Origin of the sequence: Clostridium sp. (genome assembly GCF_051278035.1) — a bacterium.
Taxonomy (GTDB): Bacteria; Bacillota; Clostridia; order Clostridiales; family Clostridiaceae; genus Clostridium_AD.
Map to the genome: position 1 here is coordinate 1 of NZ_JBNMNU010000061.1, position 23,543 is coordinate 23,543.

Here is a 23,543-nt window from a genome sequence, read left to right on the forward strand (position 1 = left end):
CCCTATCTATGTCTAGTTGCATCTTAAGCACTTCAATTATATCGTTTTCTGTAAGTATGCCATCGTCAATTAAAAGTTCTCCTAGTTTTTTACCTGTACTTCTCTGTTTACCTAGAACATCTTTTAACTGTTCTTTAGTTAATTTCCCTGCATCAACTAATAGATCCCCTAATCTCTTCTTTAGTCCAAACATATTTTTCTCCTTGATTTCTTTTGTTTTGTCAAGCAGTCCTGCAATTTTCGTACTGTAATTTTCTCTGACTGAACTAGCGAGTCAACAAGACGTCTTTTCACCTTATTATCCACATGAACACCTCACCTTGAAATTTCATATAAATATATTTTTCATTTCATCTGTAGCAAGTATTTTTTTAACAATTACAATTTCATTCATACTTTCTTCATATAATTATTCATTTATTCATTAATTTATTATATATCACTTTTTAAGGGAATTCAATTCGATTTTATAATATATTGTATTATTTTCCACAAATAAATAGCCTCTCTCCCAAATCGGAGTAGGCTACTTAAGAACTTTTAAATTTAATTATATTAACGGTTAAACACATTACTTTGACTTTACCATAGACACAGACTAGTCATAGGCATTTTCAAGTTCTTAACTTTGAACATATCCTTACTTCCTACACTTTTTATATACAAGTAAGTACAAATATAAGATAAGTAATTCACATATACTTATTTTGATTTTTTTTCACCCATTATTCGACATTGAGTTTAATAAACTCAGATTTATTATAATCAAAGAGCCCCCTAGCAGTAATTTTAACCTGAGGTATTAATGGAAGAGCCATAAAAGATAAGCTTATAAAAGGATCATACTCCTCTCGCACTCCAAAGTCCCTAGCAATCCTATTAAGCCTTTTTAAATTCTCCGCAACCATATATGGAGTTTCAAAAGTCATTATGCCGCCAATTGGTAAGCTTAACTGAGCAACGATTTTCCCATCAGACACCATAGTGATTCCTCCACCAATAGAAATTAGTGTGTTAACCGCAACCTCCATGTCCTTATCATTGTCTCCCACCACTATAGCGTTATGAGAATCATGCAATATTGTCTGCGCTATAGAGCAACGCTTTAACCCTAGCCCTTCTATAAATCCAACAAAATGCTTGCCTGTATTGTGATGTCTTTCGAATACGGCTATCTTTAATATATCTTTTTCAACCATTCTCTTTAGATATCCAAGTTCATTTCGTGTTTTCCTCTGTACCAATTTAGTCTCTATGGATTTAGGAATTAATTTTATTACATTTACAGCTTTAGTTTTACTTTCAACCTTAAAAATCTCACTGTTTATAAAATCCATATGCATGGAAGAGCTTATTTTTAAACTTAAGTTTTTTTTATCACGAACTTCATTATATTCTTTACCGTCTTTTATAACTTTTATTATATTTAAGCTCTTTAGGTCTTCAAATATTACCAAATCTGCTTTATATCCTGGGGCTATTGCGCCTCTATCCTTTAAATCATAACACTTAGCTGCATTAAATGAGGCCATTATATATGCCCTTATAGGATTAATTCCACTTTTTATAGCAATTCTAATACAGTTATCTATAGAGCCAGTATCTAGCACGTCATCTATATGGCTATCATCAGTACAAAATAAAAACCTTCCATAATTATGATTGTTAACGGCAGGAAGTAAGCTTCTTAAATTTCTTGCAGTTGAACCTTCTCTTAGCATAACATACATTCCTCTACTAACTTTTTCTGTGGCTTCCTTAGCACTAGTGCACTCATGGTCCGTTTTAACACCGCAGCTTAAGTATGCGTTAAGCTCCCTATACGATATCTTTGGACAATGGCCATCAATGTGTTTATGCCTCGCTATTTCCATTTTTGCTAACATATCTTCATCCTTATTTATAACTGCATCAACATCCATTACTTCTCCAAGACCTAACACCATATTATTATCTATTAATTTTTCTAACTCCTGAGCATTAACCGAGTATCCATTATCCTCAAATTTAGTAGCTGGAACACAAGATGGTAGCATGAAATATATATCTATGGGAGCATTTAAACTGTTTTCCAGCATAAAATTTATACCCTTCATACATTCCACATTAGCTATTTCATGTGGATCTGCTATTATGGAAGTTACACCTTTTTTAATTAACACACTTCCAAACTGTTGCGGCATAATCATAGAGGATTCTATATGCACATGTGAATCTATAAATCCTGGCGTCACATATAAATCTGAACAATCAATTTCATTTTCCCCATCATAATTCCCGATGCCTACAATAATATCATTAACTATAGCAATATCTCCACTATCAACTGTTTCAGTAAACACATTAATAAAGTTCGCATTTTTAAGTACCAAATCTGATTTAATTCTTCCCATAGCTGCATCAATGTTCTTCCGAACCTGCTCCATAAGCCTTCCCCCCTAATAATTTGTGTCAATCTCCTCTTTTACACATGAATATGTACTTGGATACATTCCCATTATTTAATTCATGTGCTTTCTATTACAATATTATGTAAAGGGTTGTAGTATTCCTCATTCCTAAATTGTCATGTAAATATTCTAACTAATCTTTATCATCTAATCTTTATATAAATCCTATAATCATTTTTCATTTTTTAGTTTCGAGCTCTGTTGCAAGGCACGCAGAAGAATTTGCTATACATATTTATGCCCAATAAAAAAAACACAGCTATTGCTGTGCTTCAATTTCTTCTGTTTTTAATTTTACTTTATTAAACCAATCCACATATATATAGAACAAACTCACAACATCCTGTTGATTATATAATAATATCCTGTCCTTTTTGTCTTGAGGCATTCTATTAATATAATCATCATCTTTTACTATTTTACCAAAGGTTTTAGCTAAATTAGATCCACTCATTAATTCACTTTCGCGATCAATCTCAAATATCTTCTCTAGGGCTTTAAGTCCAATACAAGTTCCTTCAGCTTTTTCATAACATTTTTGAAGATCAACTTCTTGAAAATACCCCTCTAATACAAAATCTGTATTATGTGCCTTTAATAAATAATTTATAACTGTAAAATCATTATTTCCTGAAAACGTAACTATGCATTTTTTATTGTGTTTGTTTTTCATTTCTTCAAAATAATTTTTAGCTAGCGATAATATTTCTATAGCATCTTTTTTATTCTCTGCCATATATTGAGTAACCTTTAACTCATTCGAGGCTTCATCATAAATACAACATCCAAAAACTCCAATACATATAGGTTTTTTATAAATATAGTGCTCTAAATCAAAAAATATTGCATCTTTAAACAGGTCTCTATTTCCGGCTATGGTAAGGGCATTTTCTGTTGAAATTTCCCCAACCTTAATACTACTAAGTTTTGTAATCACACTATCACTCTTTTCTACTAAGTTTACTAACTTGCTCTACTTATATGTTATCACAGTTAACCTATTATATGAAAGTATTTTTAAAATTAATACTTTCCCTTACTATTTTTATATTGACACTAATAGATAATGATGGTAGTATGATATTGAGAATTGTTTTCAATGAGGAGTGATTATTATGAGCATCTATGATTTAAAACCAGGAGATAAAGCTCTTATCCAATCAATTTATGGCGATGAGAAATTTGCAAAAAGATTACTCGCATTAGGCTGCATAGAAGGCACAGAAGTAACACTAAAAGCAACTGCCCCTCTAGGCGATCCTATAATTATTAGTTTACGTGGTTTCAACTTAGCCATTAGAAAAAATGACGCTAAAAATATACATGTTAAAACTGCGTAATAATGAGGAGGACTTAAATGATTACTGCTGCACTATTAGGTAACCCTAATGTTGGTAAAACGACTTTATTTAATGCACTTACAGGCTCCAATCAACATGTAGGTAATTGGGGTGGAGTAACCGTAGATAAAAAAGAAGGCATTATTGATAATAAAATTAAACTTATTGATTTGCCAGGAATTTATGCAATGGATACTTATTCAAATGAAGAAAAAGTTTCTAAAGAATTTTTAGAAAATGGAAATGTAGATGTAATTATAAATATCGTTGATGCATCAAATCTCGAGAGAAATTTATATCTTACAACACAATTAAAACAATTTAATATACCAATAATCTTAGTATTAAACATGTTAGATGTAGCAAAGTCTAAAGGCTTAGATATTGATTTTAATCTTTTGTCAGATAAGCTAGGAATGAAAATAATTCCTATAGTCGCTTCGAAAGGTAATGGAATTTCTGATGTTACTGATAGTATCATTAAAGAGGATTATATTACTACCTCTTTAAACAATTTAAAGTTTAAAGATGAAAAAGAAACTTACGGTTACATTGAGGATTTATTAAAATCCTGTACCAGTAGACGCAATAATAATAGTAATAATAATAAAATTTCTATTACCGAAATAATAGATAAAATTGTTCTTAACAGAGTAATGGCTTATCCACTGTTTTTCGGTAGTTTATTTTTAATTTTCATGTTTACATTCAATTGGGCTGGACAACCTTTAGCTGATTTATTAGATACCTTACTTAATGATTCTTTTGTTCCATTTTTAACTAATGTACTTGCAAGTAATAGTTCATGGTTTTCTTCTCTTATAATCGATGGTATCGTAGGTGGAGTTGGCTCTGTAGTAGTATTTCTACCAGTTATACTGGCATTGTTCTTAGGTATATCATTTTTAGAAGACAGTGGATATATGGCAAGAGCTGCTTTCATAATGGACAAATTAATGAGAAAAATGGGATTATCAGGTAAAGCATTTATTCCCTTAATTGTCGGATTTGGTTGTTCTGTGCCGGCTATAATGTCTGCTAGAACACTTGAAAGTGAAAAAGACAGAAAATTAACTGCGCTTTTAGTACCTCTAATGTCCTGCAATGCTAGGCTTCCGGTTTATGCACTGTTTGCATCAGTATTTTTTCCAGGGAGAGAAACACTAATAGTATTTTCATTATACTTAATGGGTATTGGACTCGCCTTTGTAATTGGTGTTTTATTTAAAAATACATTGTTCAAAAAGGACGAAGAACCTTTCATTATAGAATTACCAGAATATAAATTACCAGCACCAAAGACCTTGATACTACATACTTGGGACAAAGGTAAAGGTTTCTTAAAGAAAGCTGGTACTATAATATTTTCAATCTCAGTATTAGTTTGGTTTTTATCGAATTTCAACACTACAGGTATGGTTGACATTAACTCTAGTTTCCTTGCCGCTATCGGAAAATTTATAAACCCTATATTTGTTCCGCTTGGATTTGCTTCTTGGCAAAATTCTGTAGCACTTCTAACTGGTCTTATGGCTAAAGAAGTAGTTGTAGGTACCATGGGTGTTATTTACGGAAGCAATTTAACACATATTTTGCCTGATTATTTTACGCCTCTAGCTGCTTATAGTTTTTTATCTTTTGTATTACTTTACACTCCTTGTGTATCAGTAATTGCAACTATGAAAAAAGAATACGGAGGTAAAATGGCTATTTTCTCACTGGTCTATCAACTAATACTCGCTTGGGTAGTTTCTTTTATAATATTTAATGTAGGTAGTCTTATAATAGGATAATATTAGGAATAACAGAACAAAATATAGTAAGAGGTGATGTAATTATGGAATTTATTATTGTTGGAGTGATTGTTATCGTAGCTGCATATGTCTTGTATTCCAACATAAAAAAACAAGCAAGTGGTGATTGTGGTAGTGGCTGCAAAAATTGTAGTCATAGTTGCAGTCCAAAGCCCGAAGCAACTAAGAACAAAAATAAATAAAACATTGGCATAGTACATTAATGTACTATGCCAATGTTTTATTTATAATATATGAACACTTTTTATGCTTTAAAATGGTTGGGTATTAGCCATTTTTAATGGTTCATTTGTATTTCTATTACTCTTTAAAAGAGACATTTGTTTTTTAGCTAATTTTTCTTTTCTTTTAACGTCTAAATCATTTTCAATTGTGTTAATTACCTTGAAAATTTTAGGCAAATTTGCAACATCCTCGTAATTGTGAAGCATTAAAATTTCCCTCAATTTTTCTTCATGTTTTACTAGGTATTCGTTATAAATCTCAACACTCCTAGCTCCACTTATTTCATCTTTTCTATAAATTCCAGTGAACTGTTCTACATTCTTCAAACTACAGCCCTTCATCCCCATTCTCTTATGAAAGGGTCTTATAATTCTAAATAAATCTATGTGTTCACCAGGCAATCTAAAATGTAAATTATATTTATTCATCTTTCTAATTACAAAGGGTTCATCAAAGGCTGTGCCATTATAGGAACACCATCTTTTAAAATTACCCATAGCTTTCTTAAGCTCTTTTAAAATACTTTCCTCTTCATACGGCGTCTCTGCAAAATATTGAATAACTTTAAAATCTTCTTCGTTTACGTAATAACCTAGGGATATCAACACTATTTTATCATACTCCAAATCAAAACCTGTAGCTTCAATATCTAAATACGCAATAGTACCCATCTTAAATCTTTTGTAAATTTCCTTAGGTAAAACAACTTTAATTTCATATTCTTTGATAAACATACTTCCCCCTAATCTATAAAAAAAGAAATGTATATATTGAAACAAATTTATTTCTATTTGCTCCGTGGTGCTAAATAAATTTCACATTTTTCTATAATATAATAATACAATAAAATAACCGTTATTGCAAATGCAATAACGGTTATAAATTACATTTTTTCTACAACTTCTATACCTATAAGCCCTAATGCATTCTTTATCACGATGCAAGTAGCTTCTACCATTTTAGTTTTTGCTCTTTTTACAGCTTCATCTTCTAAATTTGATATATTAATTTGATTGTAAAATTTATTGAAAGATTTAGCTACCTCAATAACGTACCTAGTAACTACCGATGGTTCTAACTTTTCAATAGCGTATATAATTGAACTTTGGAAACCTTCTAATTGTTTTACAAGTTCAAATTCTTCTTTAGAATCCAAAGTCTTGTAGTCAAGCACTAAACTATCATTATTACTATTGCTATTTTCTTCAACTTTTCTTAATATGCTTTTTGCTCTTGCATAAGTATATTGTACATAAGGACCTGTTTCTCCCTCAAAGCTAAGCATTTCTTCCCAATTAAAGACAATATCTCTTTCTCTATGGTTTTTTAAGTAAGTGAACATGATAGCACCAATTCCTACTTTTTTAGCTACATCATCCTTATTTTCAAGCTCAGGATTTTTTTCATTTATTATTTCAAGAGTTTTATCTACTGCTTGACTTAATAACTCATCTAAAAAAATAACATCACCTTTTCTTGTAGATAATTTCTTATCTGCAAATCTTACTGTACCAAAGGGTACATGCACACAGTCATCTGCCCACTCATTGCCCATAAGCTTTAAAGTAGTGAATACTTGCTTAAAATGAAGAGATTGATCCTTTCCAACCACGTAAATGTTTTTATGGAAATCGTAAGTCTTCTTTCTGTAAGTTGCTGCAGCTAAATCACGAGTTGCATATATTGTAGCTCCATCTGCTTTTCTAATGATGCAAGGTGGCATATTGTACTCATCCAGCATTACAACCTTAGCTCCATTACTTTCTACCAAAAGCCCCTTAGATTCTATATCTTTAATTACGTCATCCATTTTGTCACAGTAAAAGCTTTCTCCAGCATAAGAATCAAATTTAACATTTAGAGTATCATAAAGCTTTTTAAACTCTACAAGGCTCAAATCTTTAAATCTAGTCCAAAGCGCAACTTCCTCAGCAGAGCCTTCTTCTAATTTCTTAAAGTACATTCTTCCTTCATCATTAAGTGTATCATCAATTTCAGCCTCTGCATGAAATTTAACATAAATTCTTAATAATTCTCTAATAGGATCCTTTTCAAGAGCTACTTTGTCACCCCAGTTTTTATAAGCATAAATAAGCTTACCAAATTGTGTTCCCCAATCTCCAAGATGATTAATTCCTGTACAATTATACCCTTCAAAAGAAAGTATCTTATATAGTGAGTTACCAATTGCTGTAGTAAATAAATGCCCTACATGAAATGGTTTCGCTATGTTAGGTGATGAATACTCTACAACCATATTCTTGCCTTCACCTATCTTAGATGAACCATATTTGTCCCCTTCTTCTAATATTTTCTCTATTGTCGTTTTAATGAATACGCCTTTGTCTAGGAAGAAATTTAGATAAGGTCCAAAACACTCTATTTTTTCAAAGCCCTCTTTTTCAATTTCTTCTTTTAAATCCTTTGCTATCATATTTGGTGCTTTTTTCATAGTTTTAGCTAATTGAAAACATGGAAAAGCAAATTCACCCATTTCAGGTCTTGGTGGCGTTTCAATTAAATTCACTATTGTTTCTATATCTAAATCCACCAATTGTTTAATTCTCTCTGCAACTACTTTTTTATAATCCATATAATATTTCCCTCCTAATTTTAAAGCTAATGTACATTACTATACAACAAAAAACCCATCTCTAAATAAAGAGACGGGTTATATTTCCGCGGTACCACTCTAGTTGACTATAAAGTCCACTCAATATTTTAACGCTAATTAGCGACTTTCCCTATAAAAGTCAAAAGTTATTACTTTTAACTGGTTCAGGAAGCTTCTCCAAGGTTCTTTTCCTAAAATTAACGGATTAATTTTGTTAAATAGTTACCTATTTAACTTCTTATACCTTACAAGGCTTACACTCTACCCTTGCTCGCTTAAAGATTAATAAGAAAGTACTATCCTCTTCACAGAATTTAATTGTAATATAATTACTCCATAATATATTACAGTATACTCTAATTAGTGGATGTTTGTCAATTTTTTTAAAAGTCAGAAAATAAAGATTATCTATCTCAAATAATTTTTAGCAATCTCTAATATTTCATTAAAATTATTTAAATTACAATTAACAAACTCTAATAGCTCCACTCTTGATGGTTCTTTATACCTATGAGATATTCTATTCCTTAAAAGTCTAGCTTCGTTTAAGAACAAATATATGTCATCTCCAATTATTTTTTTATCTTTTAAAATACCTAAAGCCATTTTCATATCTATACCAATTTTAGATTCTTTAATATCTTTTAGTATAATAGATGTCAGATCTTCAACAGTTATAAAAAAATCTACAAAAATTTGTTTAAGTCCAAATTCAATAAAAATAGTAGTATTACATTCTTCATTTATTTCTAATGCTTCTTTACACGCTTTAAGATTTTTTACAACTTCAGTCATATCATCAATTATTTTAATTAATCTTTGATCGTTTAAGATATTAAATCCCTCCTTCTATATCTAAAGAAATTCTCATTTTCTTTAAAATACCAATCTAAGTTTTCTACAAGTTCTTCTAATGATAAATTTTGATCTGAAGAATACACGCTTTTGCTACTATTTAATATATTAATTTTTATAAAAATATCTAAATTATCACTATTCAAGTCAACTACATCAATATTACGTTCAAATATATCTTCTAAATACAACTCTAAACCCAATATACCCTTAATTTTCACCTTGTTTTCTGCAAGTATAGCTATATCTACATCAGATTGCTCACTAAAATCATCTCTCAAAAGACTGCCAAATACTAAGACATTATTTAAGTTCATTGTTTTTAAATAATTTTTAAATTCTTCACTATTTAACCTATCTAATATTTCTGATTGTGATTTGCACATATCTCAATACCTCACTTTATAGTTAATTTTACGAAAATCAATGTTTTTATATGATTAATAGTATACTTATATTATATCCTTTTTTCTTACCTTATGCACTATTTACATCACCACTACAATTAATATTGTATAGCTACATAAAATCAATTATATTTAGGCAATTCAAGGAGACTGAGTAATTAGTAAACACTCAGTCCCCTAAATATAAACAGGCAACATATTGCCCTTATTTAAGACTTTCTATAGCCCTTTGTGCCCATTTAGAATCTTTAAATATAGCTCTTCCAACTCCAATAAGATCTGTTTTACCTTCAGATAGTAATCTTTCAGCAGCGATGGCTTCAGTAATTCCACCAGTTAGGATTACAGGTATGGATACTGCTTTCTTAATAGCATCAGTTAATGGCCAGAAATATCCTTGCTCCGACGAATTCGGCATTGTATATCCATTAAATCCACCAGAAATATCAAGAATGTGAACTCCTGCCACTTCGAACTTTTTAGCCGCAATGACACCATCTTCGATAACTGCTCCGCCTTCAATATAATCTGCTGCTCCGAGTCTTAAGAGAATCAGAAAGTCATCTCCCACAGCTTCTTTTACTGCTTTAATCACTTCTAAATGAATACGAATACGGTTATTCACATCTCCACCATATTCATCAGTTCTTTTATTCGCAAGAGGTGAGAAAAATTGATTTAATAAATATCCATGAGCTGAATGTATTTCCACTCCATCAAATCCCGCTTCTTTTACAAGGAGCGCAGCTTTTCCAAAATCACTAATTATTTTATTTATTTCCTCTTTAGATAATTCATGTGGCAGTTCTTTTTCTTTAAAACGTGGACTTAACGTGGCTGATGGTGCTACAGGTTTTGCTCCTGTAACGTCACTCGTAGCTGCACCTCCTGCATGACTAATTTGCATAACAACCTTTGACCCATTGTTTTGGACAACTTTTGCTAATTTTTTTAACCCTTCAATATCACTATCCTCTGATACTGAAAGTTGCCCATTGCTTGCCTTTCCTTGCTTACTTATGAAACTATGCTCAATTATAATTAAAGATATATATCCACCTTCTGATTTTTCTTTATAATAATTCAAAATATCTTCACTTACCTTGCCGTCACCTTGAGATTTAGATGTAGCCATTGGTGGCATAACTAATCGATTATTTAATTCTATGTTTCCTACTGTTAATGATTTTAATAAATTATTCATTTGAAACCTCCATAATCTTTTATTGTAATAATATATAATTATATCATACATCCTCTTACGATTTATGGAAATTGTTTCTCTTAAATATTCTCTACAAACTTCTTTAAATCAGTAATGGGTTCTTTACAATTAAAATTCTCACAAATATAAGCAGTGGTTTTTCCCTTCAATCGTTTGTGCGCTTTTATTTCAGGATTAATAGAATTTAGCTCTTCATGTCCAGTATTTAAAACTACTGTAGCAAAAGGAAGATAAGTACTATTAATTTCCGTAATCATAGCTTTAGTGTCAGCTTCCTGCTCTTCTCCTGATATAACAATATCTTTTCCTGGTACCTTACTATATAATAGTGCGGTCATAAGATAAGCATGAGCACTTTCTATAGTCTTAACCTTAGATGCAAAAACTTCAAATTGCTTGTATGCTTCATTTTCTAATTCTCTATTAGCACTTAATCTAGACAGCCTTAACATGTTTAAAGTAGCCACTGAATTGCCTGACGGCACTGCTCCGTCGTAAATATCTTTAGGTCTAACAATTAGCTGTTCTCCATCACTTCCATATAAATATAGTCCGCCCCGATCCTCATCTTTAAATAATTCAAGCATGCTTTCATTAAGTTCTAATGCTTTAGTTAAATATTTTACATTAAAAGTAGCTTCATATAATTCAATTAAAGCGTGCACTAGGAATGCATAGTCCTCTAAATATCCTAAATGAGCTATATCTCCATCCCTGTATCTAGCCATTAATCTTCCTTTTTCATTAATCATGCTATTTAAGATAAAGTCCATAGCCTTTTCCGCCTGCACAATATAACTGCTATTTCCAAAAACTCTTCCACCATATGCAAGTGCAGCAATCATAATCCCATTCCAAGATGCTAATATCTTATCATCCTTATATGGATGAATTCGTTTTTCTCTATACTCAAACAGTTTTTGTCTCATCTCTTCTAGTTTCTGTTCTAAATCTTCATCTAACATAGAGCTACTGTTTTTACCAATGAGATTTGGAATGTTCCGGCCTTCAAAATTACCCTCTTTTGTTATATCATAATGTTTACAATAGGTCTCATATAACTCCTCACCTAAAACTAAACTTACTTCCTTTAGTGTTAACAAATAGAATTTACCTTCTTCTCCTTCACTATCTGCATCTTCCGCTGAGTAAAAAGCTCCCTCTTTTGATGTCATATCTCTTAGTATATAAGTGAAGATTTTCTCAGCAACACCCTTATAAAACACATTACCTGTAGCCTCATAAGTTTCAACATATGCTGATGCTAAAAGCGCATTATCATATAGCATTTTCTCAAAGTGAGGCACTAGCCACTTCTCATCTGTGGAATACCTAGAAAAACCAAACCCAATATGATCAAAAATCCCTCCCTCATACATGGCTTCCAATGTTTTTTCTACTATTTCTAGTGCCTTAGGTTCATTATAATTTTTCCAATATCTTAACAAAAAGTTTAAGTTGTGAGGTGACGGAAATTTTGGAAAAGACCCAAAACCGCCATAATTACTATCGAATGCACTATTGAAGCTATTATATGCATTGTGTATCTCCTGTTCCTCTAATTCTTCCAACGCATCACCGTTATCTCGAGTATGGTTGTTTTTAATATGATCCACTATTTTTTCGCTAGATGCTACAATATCATCTCTATTCTCATTCCACTGCTGTGCAATAGAATTTAGCACATCCATTATACCTGGCCTTCCATACTTACTCTCCACAGGAAAATAAGTTCCCGCATAAAAAGGGCTCTTATCTGGGGTCATAAAGATAGTTAGGGGCCATCCACCACTTCCAGTTAGTGCTTGGCATACCGTCATATAGATGCTGTCTACATCTGGACGTTCTTCCCTGTCTACTTTTATTGCTACAAAATATTTATTTAAAATGGCTGCTACTTCTTCGTTTTCAAAGGATTCCTTTTCCATAACATGACACCAATGACAAGTCGACAAACATGCCCATCACGAATACCCAATAGAAAGAAATATAGGTTTGTTTTGTGCTTTTGCTTCTGCAAAAGCTTCTTCACACCAGGGATTCCAATTTACTGGGTTATATGCATGTTGTAACAGGTATGGACTCTTTTCATTAACCAATCTATTAGTCTTTCCACGCATCATCTGATTTGACATATTATCACGCTCCCTTCATATGTTTATTTTTATTAATATACCCAAAAATGCTATCGAATATAATCCGATAGCATTTTTTCTTATATAAATGTTTTCATTTTAAGATCATCACCAATTTATAATAATATGTTTTTGATACTTTCACATGCTACCTTATTCCGCATCTTTGTTTTTTATATCCAACTCCATAGACTTCGTAAAAAGATCATTTAAAATACGTGTATAATTTTCAATTCCCTCTTTTGATGGCTCGTTATTAAATGAGATGCTTATATTTATTTTTTGACTCATATCTATTCCTCCCCATGGAGGTCTAAGACTATAAATCAATACCTATTTAAAATTCATATAAATTCCTTCTTTTGCTTAAACCAATATTTTATCAACATTATATACATTAGTTTATTCAAATCAACTTTATAAGAACTATTTTTTATTTGAACATTGACCTTTACATTTCTAAATTTAGTAACACTATAATAAAGAAATTTTAAAAGTCAGAGCTTTATTATAAGTCTCTGACTTTTTACTAATTTTTATATATTTTCTTCATGTTTTCAATTAACTTATCAATGTCTGTATTTTTTATTTCTTTTTCTATAATTTCATTTAGAGCATCTGCAACAGTTATTCCTTTAGTTGCTGCTAAGAAAACTAAAAATTTTTTATTGCTTGGTCTTAAATACAGGCTATATTTATCATTCTTTTCTTTAGTTTTATAATCAATTTCTTTTTTATCGGAGCCTGTCGACCCGCTTGTTGCTACTTTACCATTTGCTGTACAGTAATTACACCTGTTAGCATACCCGCTTTTTCCTTTTCTCAAATAAATTTCTTCCTCTTTATGTGTATCAATTAATTGATTTTCTTCCAATTTTAATATATTAAACCATTTTAAACATTCAACGCACTCCTTCTGTATCACTTTGTCTTCCTTATCATACCTATGCCGCTTAAATGATAATGCTATATACGTGGGTATATCAACCTTATCTCTTCTATCATTTTCCACGTACATAAAATCTTTTGAAAACCTAACATATCTATTATCCATAACAGACACCTCCTACATAAATTAAAGTTATGAATGTATTATATGTATGTCATTAATAAATTCAAGTTATTAATCCTGTTTTTATTTAAGCTATTAAAAAAACACCCTAAGGTGTTTCTTTAATATATATGTCTGTGATTTCTGGTCTGAAATGTCCCAATTCTTTCGCGACCTTTCTTTTGGCTTTTTCTTCTGAATACCCACTAGAAATAAAATTTTTATATCTTTTTTGTGCATAAAAATGTCTTAGCCCATGAAATGTTAATTGCTTCTCACCTGTTGCAAACTTATTTTGATTATTATAAATAAAAACTTGAATATTTTTAATAACCTGGTGCGTTTGCTCATTTTTATGCACAAAGACCTTTGCCCCTTTAGGAGTCTGATCATATAGAGTTTTAATAAGAGACTTATCTCCTACAGGAACATCTCTTATTAGTCCTCCTTTCCCCTTAATAGATATAACCCCCTCTTTCAATCCTTGTTCCAGATGTCCTTTATCCAACCTAGTCACTTCATGTATTCTAAATCCCATTTGGCTTGAAAGTAGTACCATTTGTCCATACCTTACTTGTCCTACTTGTGTGCCATATGAAATAAAGTTCTCAATCTCCTCGTTATTCCAAGCCTTATTTGAGCCTATACGTTCATCCTTTCCTCTAGTAACAACACCTATTTTTTTGTTTGTAGGGAGCCTTTTACTATCCTTCCCATTTGCATCATTGAAATATCTAACAGCAGAAAGATTAGTTGTTACATAGCTAGTAGAATATCCAAGTTCCTGCATTGCTTGTACGTACCCCTCCAGGTGCATTGGTTTAATATTGTTCAAATTTTGCTTTTTATACTCTTCGGCAACATATTTAGCAAAGTGTTTAACCCCATCTGCATACCGATCCCGAGTCTTAAAGGAACATTCTCTTTTATGCCTGAAAACTGTTTCTATTTGATTACATAAATTTTTATAAATATTTTCTGTCTTTTCATCCATCTCCCAATTCCATTTTTTAATATCATCATTATTATTAATGCCCATATCAATCACATTCCTTTCTAAATTAAAGATATGAGCATTATATATATATATTTTTTTATCGCAAATTAATGGATAAGATTTTTTATATTTTTTCAGAATTTTTATATATATTTTTAGTTTCAGTGGTTTTTCTTTTCATCGTATCTTATATCCCTCATTATTACAGGGCTTACTGCCCCTTTTCAAACCGTCTCAGTTAATAATAAACTGAGACGGTTTGATGTATACGTGTTTAGCAAATAGTCCGTATTCTCGCCTTTCAAGTGTAGCTACTGCAAAAGTAACCACGACGGGTGGCAATGTTATAGCAAATATATTGCTGCTGTTAAGCCAACATCGCTCTTTTTCTTTTTTAAATTCCAATAAAAATCTATATTAACCTTCTTATCAAAGGATTGCACTGATTATAAAATACCTACATTTATTACATAAACCAACTATCCCCAATAGTAAACAAAAGGATTAAAACTATAATCAAGTATTTTATAACTTATTTTAACTTTATAAGATTCCTTAACTAAAAAATTTTACCACTCCTTTTAGATTTATATGAATGCTTGAATAAAGAACAAGAAGATATATCCTATATATTGAAAAAATAAATGGTCAATTTAAGAAATATAAATTTGGTCCTTCAAAAAATATTAACATCCAAGTTACCTTATCCCCCAAAATACAAAAAAAAGGATTAGCTATCTTGTCTTAACTAACGCAATCCTTTTTCTATTCTAGAAAAATTAAATTTAAACCTTAATTGATGGTTTTATTGCATAGTAATTTTGTTGTAGATACTCTTCAATAACATTATAATCTTTTAAAAATATATTAATTAAATCTATAGATGATTTATAAAATTCATTTCTTATATTAAGGTAATTAGGCGTTTGAATTTTAAAAAACTGTTCTATAATTCTAACATTAGGTACCTTTTTACTTGCATATACCTTAATAGCATCTATTCCTAATACCCCTTCAAATAATTGTTTTTTTCTAACTTCTAAACTTTGTTTTGTTGTTCCAATCTTAATTACATCATAACCTTCTTTTTTAAACATTTCGTTATCTGAGATATCTAAAAAAGCATAAAAATATCCTTCCTTATTTATTTTTTTATAATTGTAGTAAATGAAAGTTAATTCTTCTATTATTTTTTCTTTTTCATTTACAGCATTTTTTATTTTAAATATGTCATTTATACATGAATTAAATTTAGTAATATTCTTATCCACAATGTTATAAATTATTTCATTTTTCAAAGCTATAAGGAACTTATCCCCTAGATATGGGTTGAAATTTTTATCTTCGTTAATATATTTATTAAATATATTATTTATTTGTAATTCAATTTCTCTCTTACTAGTCAAATATATTGAAATGTTTTTTTGAAATTTTTCATATGCTTTTATAGCTAGTTCTATAATATTAAAATTGACTCCAACTTCTCCCCATTTATAAGTATGCGTTTTAAAAAAGCTTGTTAAAAATATCTCTGCAAATTTAGCATCCTTTGTATATAAAGTACAAATTTCATTGTCGTATTTACTCCATTGTATTTTATCGAAAAGAAAAGATTTACATTTATATGTTTTACTTAAAAATAAATTTAAATCTTCAATAAATGTCCTAGTTGCCTTTATTTTTATATTACCACTTGTGGTTTGTTCAATATATATATTAAACCTAAAATTATTAATTATGTTATTTGTCAATGTGTTGTATTTTTCATAAACTTTAGATATTCTTTTAACTTCTAGATAGTTATTTTGAAAAATTGCATCTCCATTCTCAATTAAATCTTTAAATACTGCAGCTGTATTAATCAGCCTATAGGTGAATTTATAATTGGTAATGAATTCTATAACTTCTTCTAAATTTTCTAAATTGTTAATTATATTGCCAAAATCTTTTTTTAAATTAATATTCTCCATCTCAAAACCCCCTAACATTATTATTTTCAATTTATTAAATCTATAAGTACCATTTATAATTATCCCATAAAATTGTATTTCCATACAAAAATACCTATAGATTAAACACTTTTATATGTGTTTAATCTATAGGTATAATTTTTGTTTTTTCTTGAATGTTATAAAGTACCTTGTCTTAAAACTCATATGCCCTTAAAATTTAAAGTAACCTTTGGGATGTCAAAATAACTCCTTATAAACAATATGCCTTAATTTACTATACTTAACATTTCTTTTAAATGTGGTGAATTCACCTTCAAAATTTCATTGTATTTTTTAATAAAGTCACTTTCTTGTCTTGAATAAACTAACAATGAAGTTTGTGCAAGCAAACTAATCTCATAACAATCAATAATCATTTTTTCTTTTAATACATACTTAAATACCTTCAAAAGTAAAGCACTATTTTCAAAAATACCTTCATAACCAATTTTATCATTTTCAGTTATTTTTACATTATTCCAAAAGATGTTTTGATATAGCATAATCCTTTCTCTTACGCCACCCATTCCTTTTAATACTTCAAATAATTCAATTTGTTTCTGTGTTAATTCCATATTCATTTTTATTTCCTCCATTATTATTAAAATTCCTTTTTTTATAGGTGTAAGTAATATAATAAAAGATAAATCACCTTGTCAAGCTTTTTATTTTAAGGAATATAAATAATAAGGTGTCGTGCCTGTCATCTAGAAAAAGGTAATATCTCGAAAGTGTAGCGTTATAATAAGCTCTGTCATTCATCCTTCGTCATGAACCTAAAGTGTAACGACGAATTTATAAATAATTTGTTTCTCTAATAACAATTTCATATAAATGTTATATAAATCCTCTTACCATTACAAGAACCAATTTCACGAAATCCGCCACTTTGACAAGAAAGAAATCTGTCTCTATATAATTTTTTTTGAGACTGATTCTTATTGACCGTATCTAGTTGATTTTATGAAATCTAATATTTCTTTAATAGATCCTCCATCTTTTTTCATTGTGTAATATACAGTCTCTCCTAGTAATACATAGTTCCATATACAATTCATTCTTTCTTCTTCCTTTAAATAATTAACCTTGTTAATCCAATCCTTTGCTGCTTGCTCTTTGCTTTTAACATTATCATTATTTAAGTCTTTCTGTGCCTTGGTTTCAACTAAATAAATATTTTCTCCTATCTTAACTATAAAATCTGGAAAGTATGAAGCAATTAGTCCATCACTTCTAATGTAACTTAACGAAACAAAATAATGATAATTTTCAACTATCTTAATAAATGAATCTACCTGTGCATCTGTATCAGCATACTCTATAAAATCTTTTTCAAATCCACCACTATTAACTGGATAAGGAAGTCTATTGTAAATGCTTTTAGTTACTGGAATAGAATATAGCTCTCTCATTCTTACTTCACTTATCTCAGAAAAATATTTCTTCTCTATTATGGCATCGCTTATTTCCACATTATTCTGAAGTTCATATATTATTTTACTAAGTTCTTTTATAATATGTTCAATAATCCCAGTATTACTCAGTAGCAATACTCGCCAGTTCTCATCAACTAAAGGATTGAATTTTTCTTCGAATAATCTACTTTTAATATACTTATCTACGGCTTCTGCTAGCTGTGCTGTATTGATTTGCATAAATGGAAATCTTTTAACCTTCCGTTTCCCTACCTTCTCCAAGGAGTCCGAAATTGCTTTTATAATTTTGTAAATATATTCATTATAGCTTTTAGCATTAAAGATATCTCCTGGCACTTCATAATTTCCAAATCTTGTTTTAACAGTTAATTCTTCAGAATAGAATTCACTATGTTTTTTACTTAATAATCCTTTAAGGCGTTCTAATGTAAATTCTCTAAATGGTTGCATCTTATTTATATCAATCTTTTTATGAATTATTATTTCTTCACTTTCCTGTACTATTATAGGCCAGTATAAGTCATATTTCTTATAATCATATTTTAATCCTACCTTAATTAGATCTCCTAATACATCTTTCCTAGATTCAGGATTTTCCTGTGATTCATATGCCGCTCCATCCGCTATTAAGTCCTTGTAAAACTGTATAAAGCTAGGATGTTCTATTATATTGAGGATGTCTAGATAATTCGAAGGTTGTTTTTTCTCTTTTAATAATCTATCCCTATTTTCACTCTTTATATGTTCATACTCCTTTTCACGCCACATAAGCCTTAGTCCTCTTCCTATGGTTTGTTCAAGTAGTATTGGTGCTGAACTAGCCCTTAATGGAACAATAACACAAATGTTATTTACATCAAAGCCCTCTCTAAGCATTAGTACAGATATTATTACCCTTGGTTTAGAGTAGGAATCTATATTAAATAACTTTCTCTTAATATTAACCCACTCTTCCTTTTTAACGTCCCCTTGCTTATTAGAATCTATTTGTATTACCTCATCCTCTTCTAATCCAAGATTATCAACCAAGTATTTAACTACATATGGAGAAACTGACGTATCTTCGCAGATAATTAACATCTTTGGATATTTATTAGTTATGCCATTAACATCTTTAGTAAACTCTATAAATTCTTTTTCTAGTATTTTTAGTTTCTGTAATCCTGCTCTTATCATCACCTTCTGACCGTCTGATAAGCCAACAACTTTTCTTCCTTCTCTTATGGCTTTATAATCTAGGTCCTTAAGTTTTTGAGAATCTATCTCTTTTCTCCTATCTAATACAATTGTCTTTACTAATCCCTTTTGTATAGCTTCTTTTAAATCAAAGTCTACTATTATATGTGGAAAATAGTGCTTTGTTCTTCGTTCTCCACTACCTGTTACATTATAGGGTGTAGCTGAAAAATCAACTTGTATAAACTTTTTACCTTTAGTTGTTAAGATTGAATTTAAGCTTTTTTGCCATTCAACTTCATAAATTTTCCCAGCGACTTTATTTTCATGGATATGATGTGCTTCATCATTAATAACAAAAATATCTTTAAGGTTAACCAAATACTCCAGTTCATTTCCTCTAAGGTATCTATCATCTAAATTTTGAAGGTTATGACCATCTGTAACTCCTGGAGCTATGGATAAAACACATTTAATGCTTTCATAACAATCCTCATCTTCATCTATAGGTTCCTCCCCACTTAGCAAGTGCCAATTAGTTATTGCTATTATTCCATCACCGGTTACTTTTTTCCCTATCTCATCCTTTTTCACAGTATTATTTTGAACAAAGCCATAAACCTCATCCCTATAAACGTTAGGTATAAATAACTCTTCATATCTTTTCAAATCGGAGGTACTAAACTCTCTTGCCCCTAAATTATTTACCTTTCCTAGATATGAATCTAATAACCTTTCATAAACTATTAATCCAGGTGCCACTAATAAAAAGTTTTTAGAAAACATTCCTGTTTTATTTTCTTCATATTTAGCATTTAAATATTGCCATAATACTAAACCATGCATAACCCACGTTTTCCCAGTTCCTGTCGCCATCTTTACTGCATATTTACAGTAATCATTCTTTTTATTATTTATTTGGTCTTGACCTAATTCTGCTAATATTTTTTTATTCACAAGTCTATACATATCTATAACAGATCTGCTTTTTACTACTTCATGCACATATATAGTATTTAATATCGCTTGCTTTTGACCTTCATGAAAATTAAACTCTCTTTGTGAATAAAATGGTTCAATAAACCAGTAATTTAATAATTCCCTTGTTATAGGAGTCACATTATTAATAAAGGTGCCTTCTTCCCATTCTTTATTAACAATATCAGTTAATTCTTGTGCAAACTTTAAAGGAATATCTCTTGTTCCTGTATTAATAGCATTAGGCATTTCCCCCTACCTCCTCTACAACAATACTCTCAAATCCAAAGATATCTACGGCCTTAACACAGACTTTTCTTTTTCCATGTTTTTTAGGAACTTTTAATTCGAGTCTTGTAACAACTTTTAAATCAGTATTCTTTTTATTGCTAATATCTCTATAATCTTGCCATTTACTAATGAACACTTCTCCATCATAATCAGGATCAACACTCCAATATTCAATTAATGCCAAAGGATCTCTCGCTATGATATCTTGTAATTCCTCTTTGTACTTATCATCTATGGGTAAAGCATCTGGTGATAATAGTATATAATTATCTAGTTCTATTATAATCTTTTCATTTGTATCCTCCATATCAACTACTTCTATAGGTACTATAGATAAATACTGTAGACTTGAAAATCTTATTTTCTTTTCCTTTATAAGTTGTTCGTAACTCTTTTTTGACTTTGACAGTTGATTTAGTAAATCTGGTGGAATTACTTGAACATCTAATTTCTCATCATTTATACCTCTAATAACTTGTCCTATATCCATGGTAAAGTTCCAACCTAGAACTATTACCTTGTCCCATTCCCCCATAAAAGTTCCCCTTAACTCTTGAGCTTTTTTCAAAGTGCTGTATCCAGTCAATTTTGAAGGTGAATCGACCATAACTAAGGTTCTGATAGATTTTATATAGCCCAAGTTCCTTGTTGGATTCTGTTCCTTTGTAAAAGTTAAAGCTCCAAATAAACCAAGCACCACCTGTGATAAATCTCCAACTCTTTTAAATTGTTTACTAGATGTAAAAATTACTTTCTGATAATCACCTATACTTTGATATAGAAATGGTGTTGACTGTTGATCTAAAATGCGCTTTCTCATAATCATACAAGCAGGTTTTCCTATATCAGCTACTATCCAATTTCTACCTAGCTTTTCTGCTACATCAGCTGTTGTACCTGAACCCCCAAAAAAATCAGCAACTATTGAATCTTTATTAGAAGATGCTTTGATAATGCGTTCAAGTAAAGCTTTTGGTTTTTGTGTATCATACCCAGTTGATTCATTAAAATGACTTTTTAGTGGAGAAATATCATCCCACCAATCAGAAAGGGGTTGACCATTGTTAACATCTAACCAAGGCTGGTCTAGATTTTCTGGTTGACCCTTTAGTTTTGCGAAAACTCCTGGATTATTTTCTTTTAAGCATCTATATGTGATTTGGCCATTCTTATCAAAATAGGAACCATATCTTTTCATAGTGCTTTCGGATAATGACTGCCTTTGAATATTAAAAATTCTAAGTTCTGATTTTTGATATAGATATATTACATCATGTTTTTTCTTAAAATAATTTACTGCACGAGAACCAATATCTTTATATCCCCAAACAATTTCGTTTACAAAATTACTCTTATTAAAAATTTCGTCAAGGAGCAATTTGAGATAATGACCTATATGCCAATCTAAATGTATATAAATACTGCCTTTTTCAGACAATAGTTCTTTCATCAATGCAAGACGTGGATACATCATTTTTAAATAACTTACTGTTCCATCTTTCCAAGTATCTGAATACGCAAATTGCTCTATTATAGAGGGTCTTTGTTCTATATCCCCACTTGGCAATGTTATTTTAGTTCTATAGTCAGCTTTTGAATCAAATGGTGGATCTATATATATTAAATCTATTTTTCCCCTCATAGAAGGAACTCCATTTTCTTCATCTCCCGCCAAAAGAGCCTGCATAGTTAATATGTTATCACCATAAATCAGCCTATTATTCCATTCACTATTGCACCCACCAAGCCTTCTAATATTACTATTATGTATTTCTTTAGCTGGAATTACATATTCATTAGTTTGTAACAATATTCTGTTATTGGTCTGTAGCCTTTCAAAAATTTTTTCAACTTCTTTTTTTCCCTCTGAAACAATCTTAGGTAACTCATCTATAAGCGAAGTAGACATATATGCCTCCAAATAATTAATTAATCTCTAAATATACTTATGTTAATAGGTAGTTTAATATGTAAACATAAATATTTGTTGACTTATAAAATCTAGTTTTACATAAATAAACCCCTAGTGTAAAATGAAAATATATTTTCATTTTACACTAGGGGTTTATACGCGATTTATATCTATTTTCCTTCAAATAATAAATAAAGCTTGAAGCTAGATTTTTCAAACCTCAAACTTAAAATTATTGTGCTATACTATTATTTAATTCCCCTTCGTCTGCGTAGCACTTAGCTCTAACCCTCGCTATCTGGTTCGTAGTTAGTTTTACTATTTAACTTCCTTTAACAACCATCAACTTACATTCACTATAAATCAAGTACCATTAGTGCCTTTAAGATTTTCATCTAACCTTTCTTAACAATCATAAACATCACTTTTATTTAATGATGTTAGCATATTAATTTTTATTTAATGAAGATCATTTTAAGTATTCCTCTTATTTATATCATTTATATAACAGTCACATACTGAAAGTGTATTTTCCAACTCCACATTATAAGAATAGCACTAAACCGCTAGCGCGGTGGTAAACCAAAATAAAATCAAATAAAACTGATAATATAAGTATATCTTTGTTTATTGTATACAACTCCTT

At 30.1% G+C, this 23,543-nt stretch carries 17 protein-coding genes and 2 pseudogenes; 3 read left to right on the plus strand and 16 right to left on the minus strand.

Annotated elements, in window-relative coordinates:
* The 3 genes and pseudogenes from ACJAX4_RS10775 to ACJAX4_RS10785 all read right to left on the minus strand — a co-directional run.
* Positions 1–193 (minus strand): annotated as a pseudogene (locus ACJAX4_RS10775) (type II secretion system protein GspE); the annotation flags it as partial.
* Between the two features lie 532 nt (positions 194–725).
* Complete coding sequence (gene ade, locus ACJAX4_RS10780) at positions 726–2,426, minus strand: adenine deaminase (protein WP_435789465.1); 1,701 nt, start codon at positions 2,424–2,426, stop codon at positions 726–728.
* Between the two features lie 283 nt (positions 2,427–2,709).
* Positions 2,710–3,387 carry a ribonuclease H-like domain-containing protein gene (locus ACJAX4_RS10785; RefSeq protein ID WP_435789466.1) on the minus strand — a complete coding sequence of 226 codons (678 nt, stop codon included), beginning with the start codon at positions 3,385–3,387 and terminating at the stop codon, positions 2,710–2,712.
* A 178-nt stretch (positions 3,388–3,565) separates the two neighbouring features.
* On the opposite strand from ACJAX4_RS10785, the gene ACJAX4_RS10790 reads away from it, so the two are divergent.
* The 3 genes from ACJAX4_RS10790 to ACJAX4_RS10800 are packed head-to-tail and all read left to right on the plus strand — an operon-like array spanning position 3,566 to position 5,786.
* A complete protein-coding gene (locus ACJAX4_RS10790; protein ID WP_435789467.1) occupies positions 3,566–3,790 on the plus strand; it encodes a FeoA family protein in 225 nt (74 codons plus the stop codon).
* 17 nt (positions 3,791–3,807) lie between these two features.
* Entirely contained in the window at positions 3,808–5,583 is a 1,776-nt protein-coding gene (gene feoB, locus ACJAX4_RS10795) for a ferrous iron transport protein B (RefSeq protein ID WP_435789468.1), read from the plus strand.
* A gap of 44 nt (positions 5,584–5,627) precedes the next feature.
* Entirely contained in the window at positions 5,628–5,786 is a 159-nt protein-coding gene (locus tag ACJAX4_RS10800; protein ID WP_435789469.1) for a FeoB-associated Cys-rich membrane protein, read from the plus strand.
* 69 nt (positions 5,787–5,855) lie between these two features.
* Here the strand turns inward: ACJAX4_RS10800 and ACJAX4_RS10805 are convergent, their stop codons facing one another.
* The 13 genes and pseudogenes from ACJAX4_RS10805 to ACJAX4_RS10865 all read right to left on the minus strand — a co-directional run bounded on the left by ACJAX4_RS10805 (position 5,856) and on the right by ACJAX4_RS10865 (position 22,894).
* Positions 5,856–6,563 carry a ribonuclease H-like domain-containing protein gene (locus tag ACJAX4_RS10805; RefSeq protein WP_435789470.1) on the minus strand — a complete coding sequence of 236 codons (708 nt, stop codon included), beginning with the start codon at positions 6,561–6,563 and terminating at the stop codon, positions 5,856–5,858.
* Between the two features lie 149 nt (positions 6,564–6,712).
* Entirely contained in the window at positions 6,713–8,422 is a 1,710-nt protein-coding gene (argS, locus tag ACJAX4_RS10810) for an arginine--tRNA ligase (RefSeq protein WP_435789471.1), read from the minus strand.
* A 429-nt stretch (positions 8,423–8,851) separates the two neighbouring features.
* Entirely contained in the window at positions 8,852–9,238 is a 387-nt protein-coding gene (locus ACJAX4_RS10815; RefSeq protein ID WP_435789472.1) for a HepT-like ribonuclease domain-containing protein, read from the minus strand.
* 32 nt (positions 9,239–9,270) lie between these two features.
* Entirely contained in the window at positions 9,271–9,684 is a 414-nt protein-coding gene (locus ACJAX4_RS10820) for a nucleotidyltransferase family protein (protein WP_435789473.1), read from the minus strand.
* A 226-nt stretch (positions 9,685–9,910) separates the two neighbouring features.
* Positions 9,911–10,909 (minus strand): NADH:flavin oxidoreductase, encoded by a 999-nt coding sequence (locus ACJAX4_RS10825; RefSeq protein WP_435789474.1) that lies wholly within the window; start codon positions 10,907–10,909, stop codon positions 9,911–9,913.
* Positions 10,910–10,989: 80 nt separating this feature from the next.
* Positions 10,990–13,053, minus strand: a pseudogene (locus ACJAX4_RS10830) (thioredoxin domain-containing protein).
* 165 nt (positions 13,054–13,218) lie between these two features.
* Positions 13,219–13,356, minus strand: coding sequence for a hypothetical protein (locus ACJAX4_RS10835; RefSeq protein WP_435789475.1), 138 nt, complete (start codon positions 13,354–13,356; stop codon positions 13,219–13,221).
* A 238-nt stretch (positions 13,357–13,594) separates the two neighbouring features.
* Positions 13,595–14,119: a hypothetical protein gene (locus tag ACJAX4_RS10840; RefSeq protein WP_435789476.1), complete on the minus strand. Its 525-nt coding sequence runs from the start codon at positions 14,117–14,119 to the stop codon at positions 13,595–13,597.
* 106 nt (positions 14,120–14,225) lie between these two features.
* Complete coding sequence (locus tag ACJAX4_RS10845; protein WP_435789477.1) at positions 14,226–15,155, minus strand: tyrosine-type recombinase/integrase; 930 nt, start codon at positions 15,153–15,155, stop codon at positions 14,226–14,228.
* A gap of 743 nt (positions 15,156–15,898) precedes the next feature.
* Complete coding sequence (locus ACJAX4_RS10850) at positions 15,899–17,083, minus strand: hypothetical protein (protein WP_435789478.1); 1,185 nt, start codon at positions 17,081–17,083, stop codon at positions 15,899–15,901.
* 248 nt (positions 17,084–17,331) lie between these two features.
* Positions 17,332–17,685: a hypothetical protein gene (locus ACJAX4_RS10855; RefSeq protein ID WP_435789479.1), complete on the minus strand. Its 354-nt coding sequence runs from the start codon at positions 17,683–17,685 to the stop codon at positions 17,332–17,334.
* A 357-nt stretch (positions 17,686–18,042) separates the two neighbouring features.
* Positions 18,043–20,943: a DEAD/DEAH box helicase family protein gene (locus tag ACJAX4_RS10860; RefSeq protein WP_435789480.1), complete on the minus strand. Its 2,901-nt coding sequence runs from the start codon at positions 20,941–20,943 to the stop codon at positions 18,043–18,045.
* Positions 20,936–22,894 carry a site-specific DNA-methyltransferase gene (locus tag ACJAX4_RS10865; RefSeq protein ID WP_435789481.1) on the minus strand — a complete coding sequence of 653 codons (1,959 nt, stop codon included), beginning with the start codon at positions 22,892–22,894 and terminating at the stop codon, positions 20,936–20,938. The genes ACJAX4_RS10860 and ACJAX4_RS10865 overlap by 8 nt, the downstream gene beginning before the upstream one ends.
* Positions 22,895–23,543 lie beyond the last annotated feature (649 nt).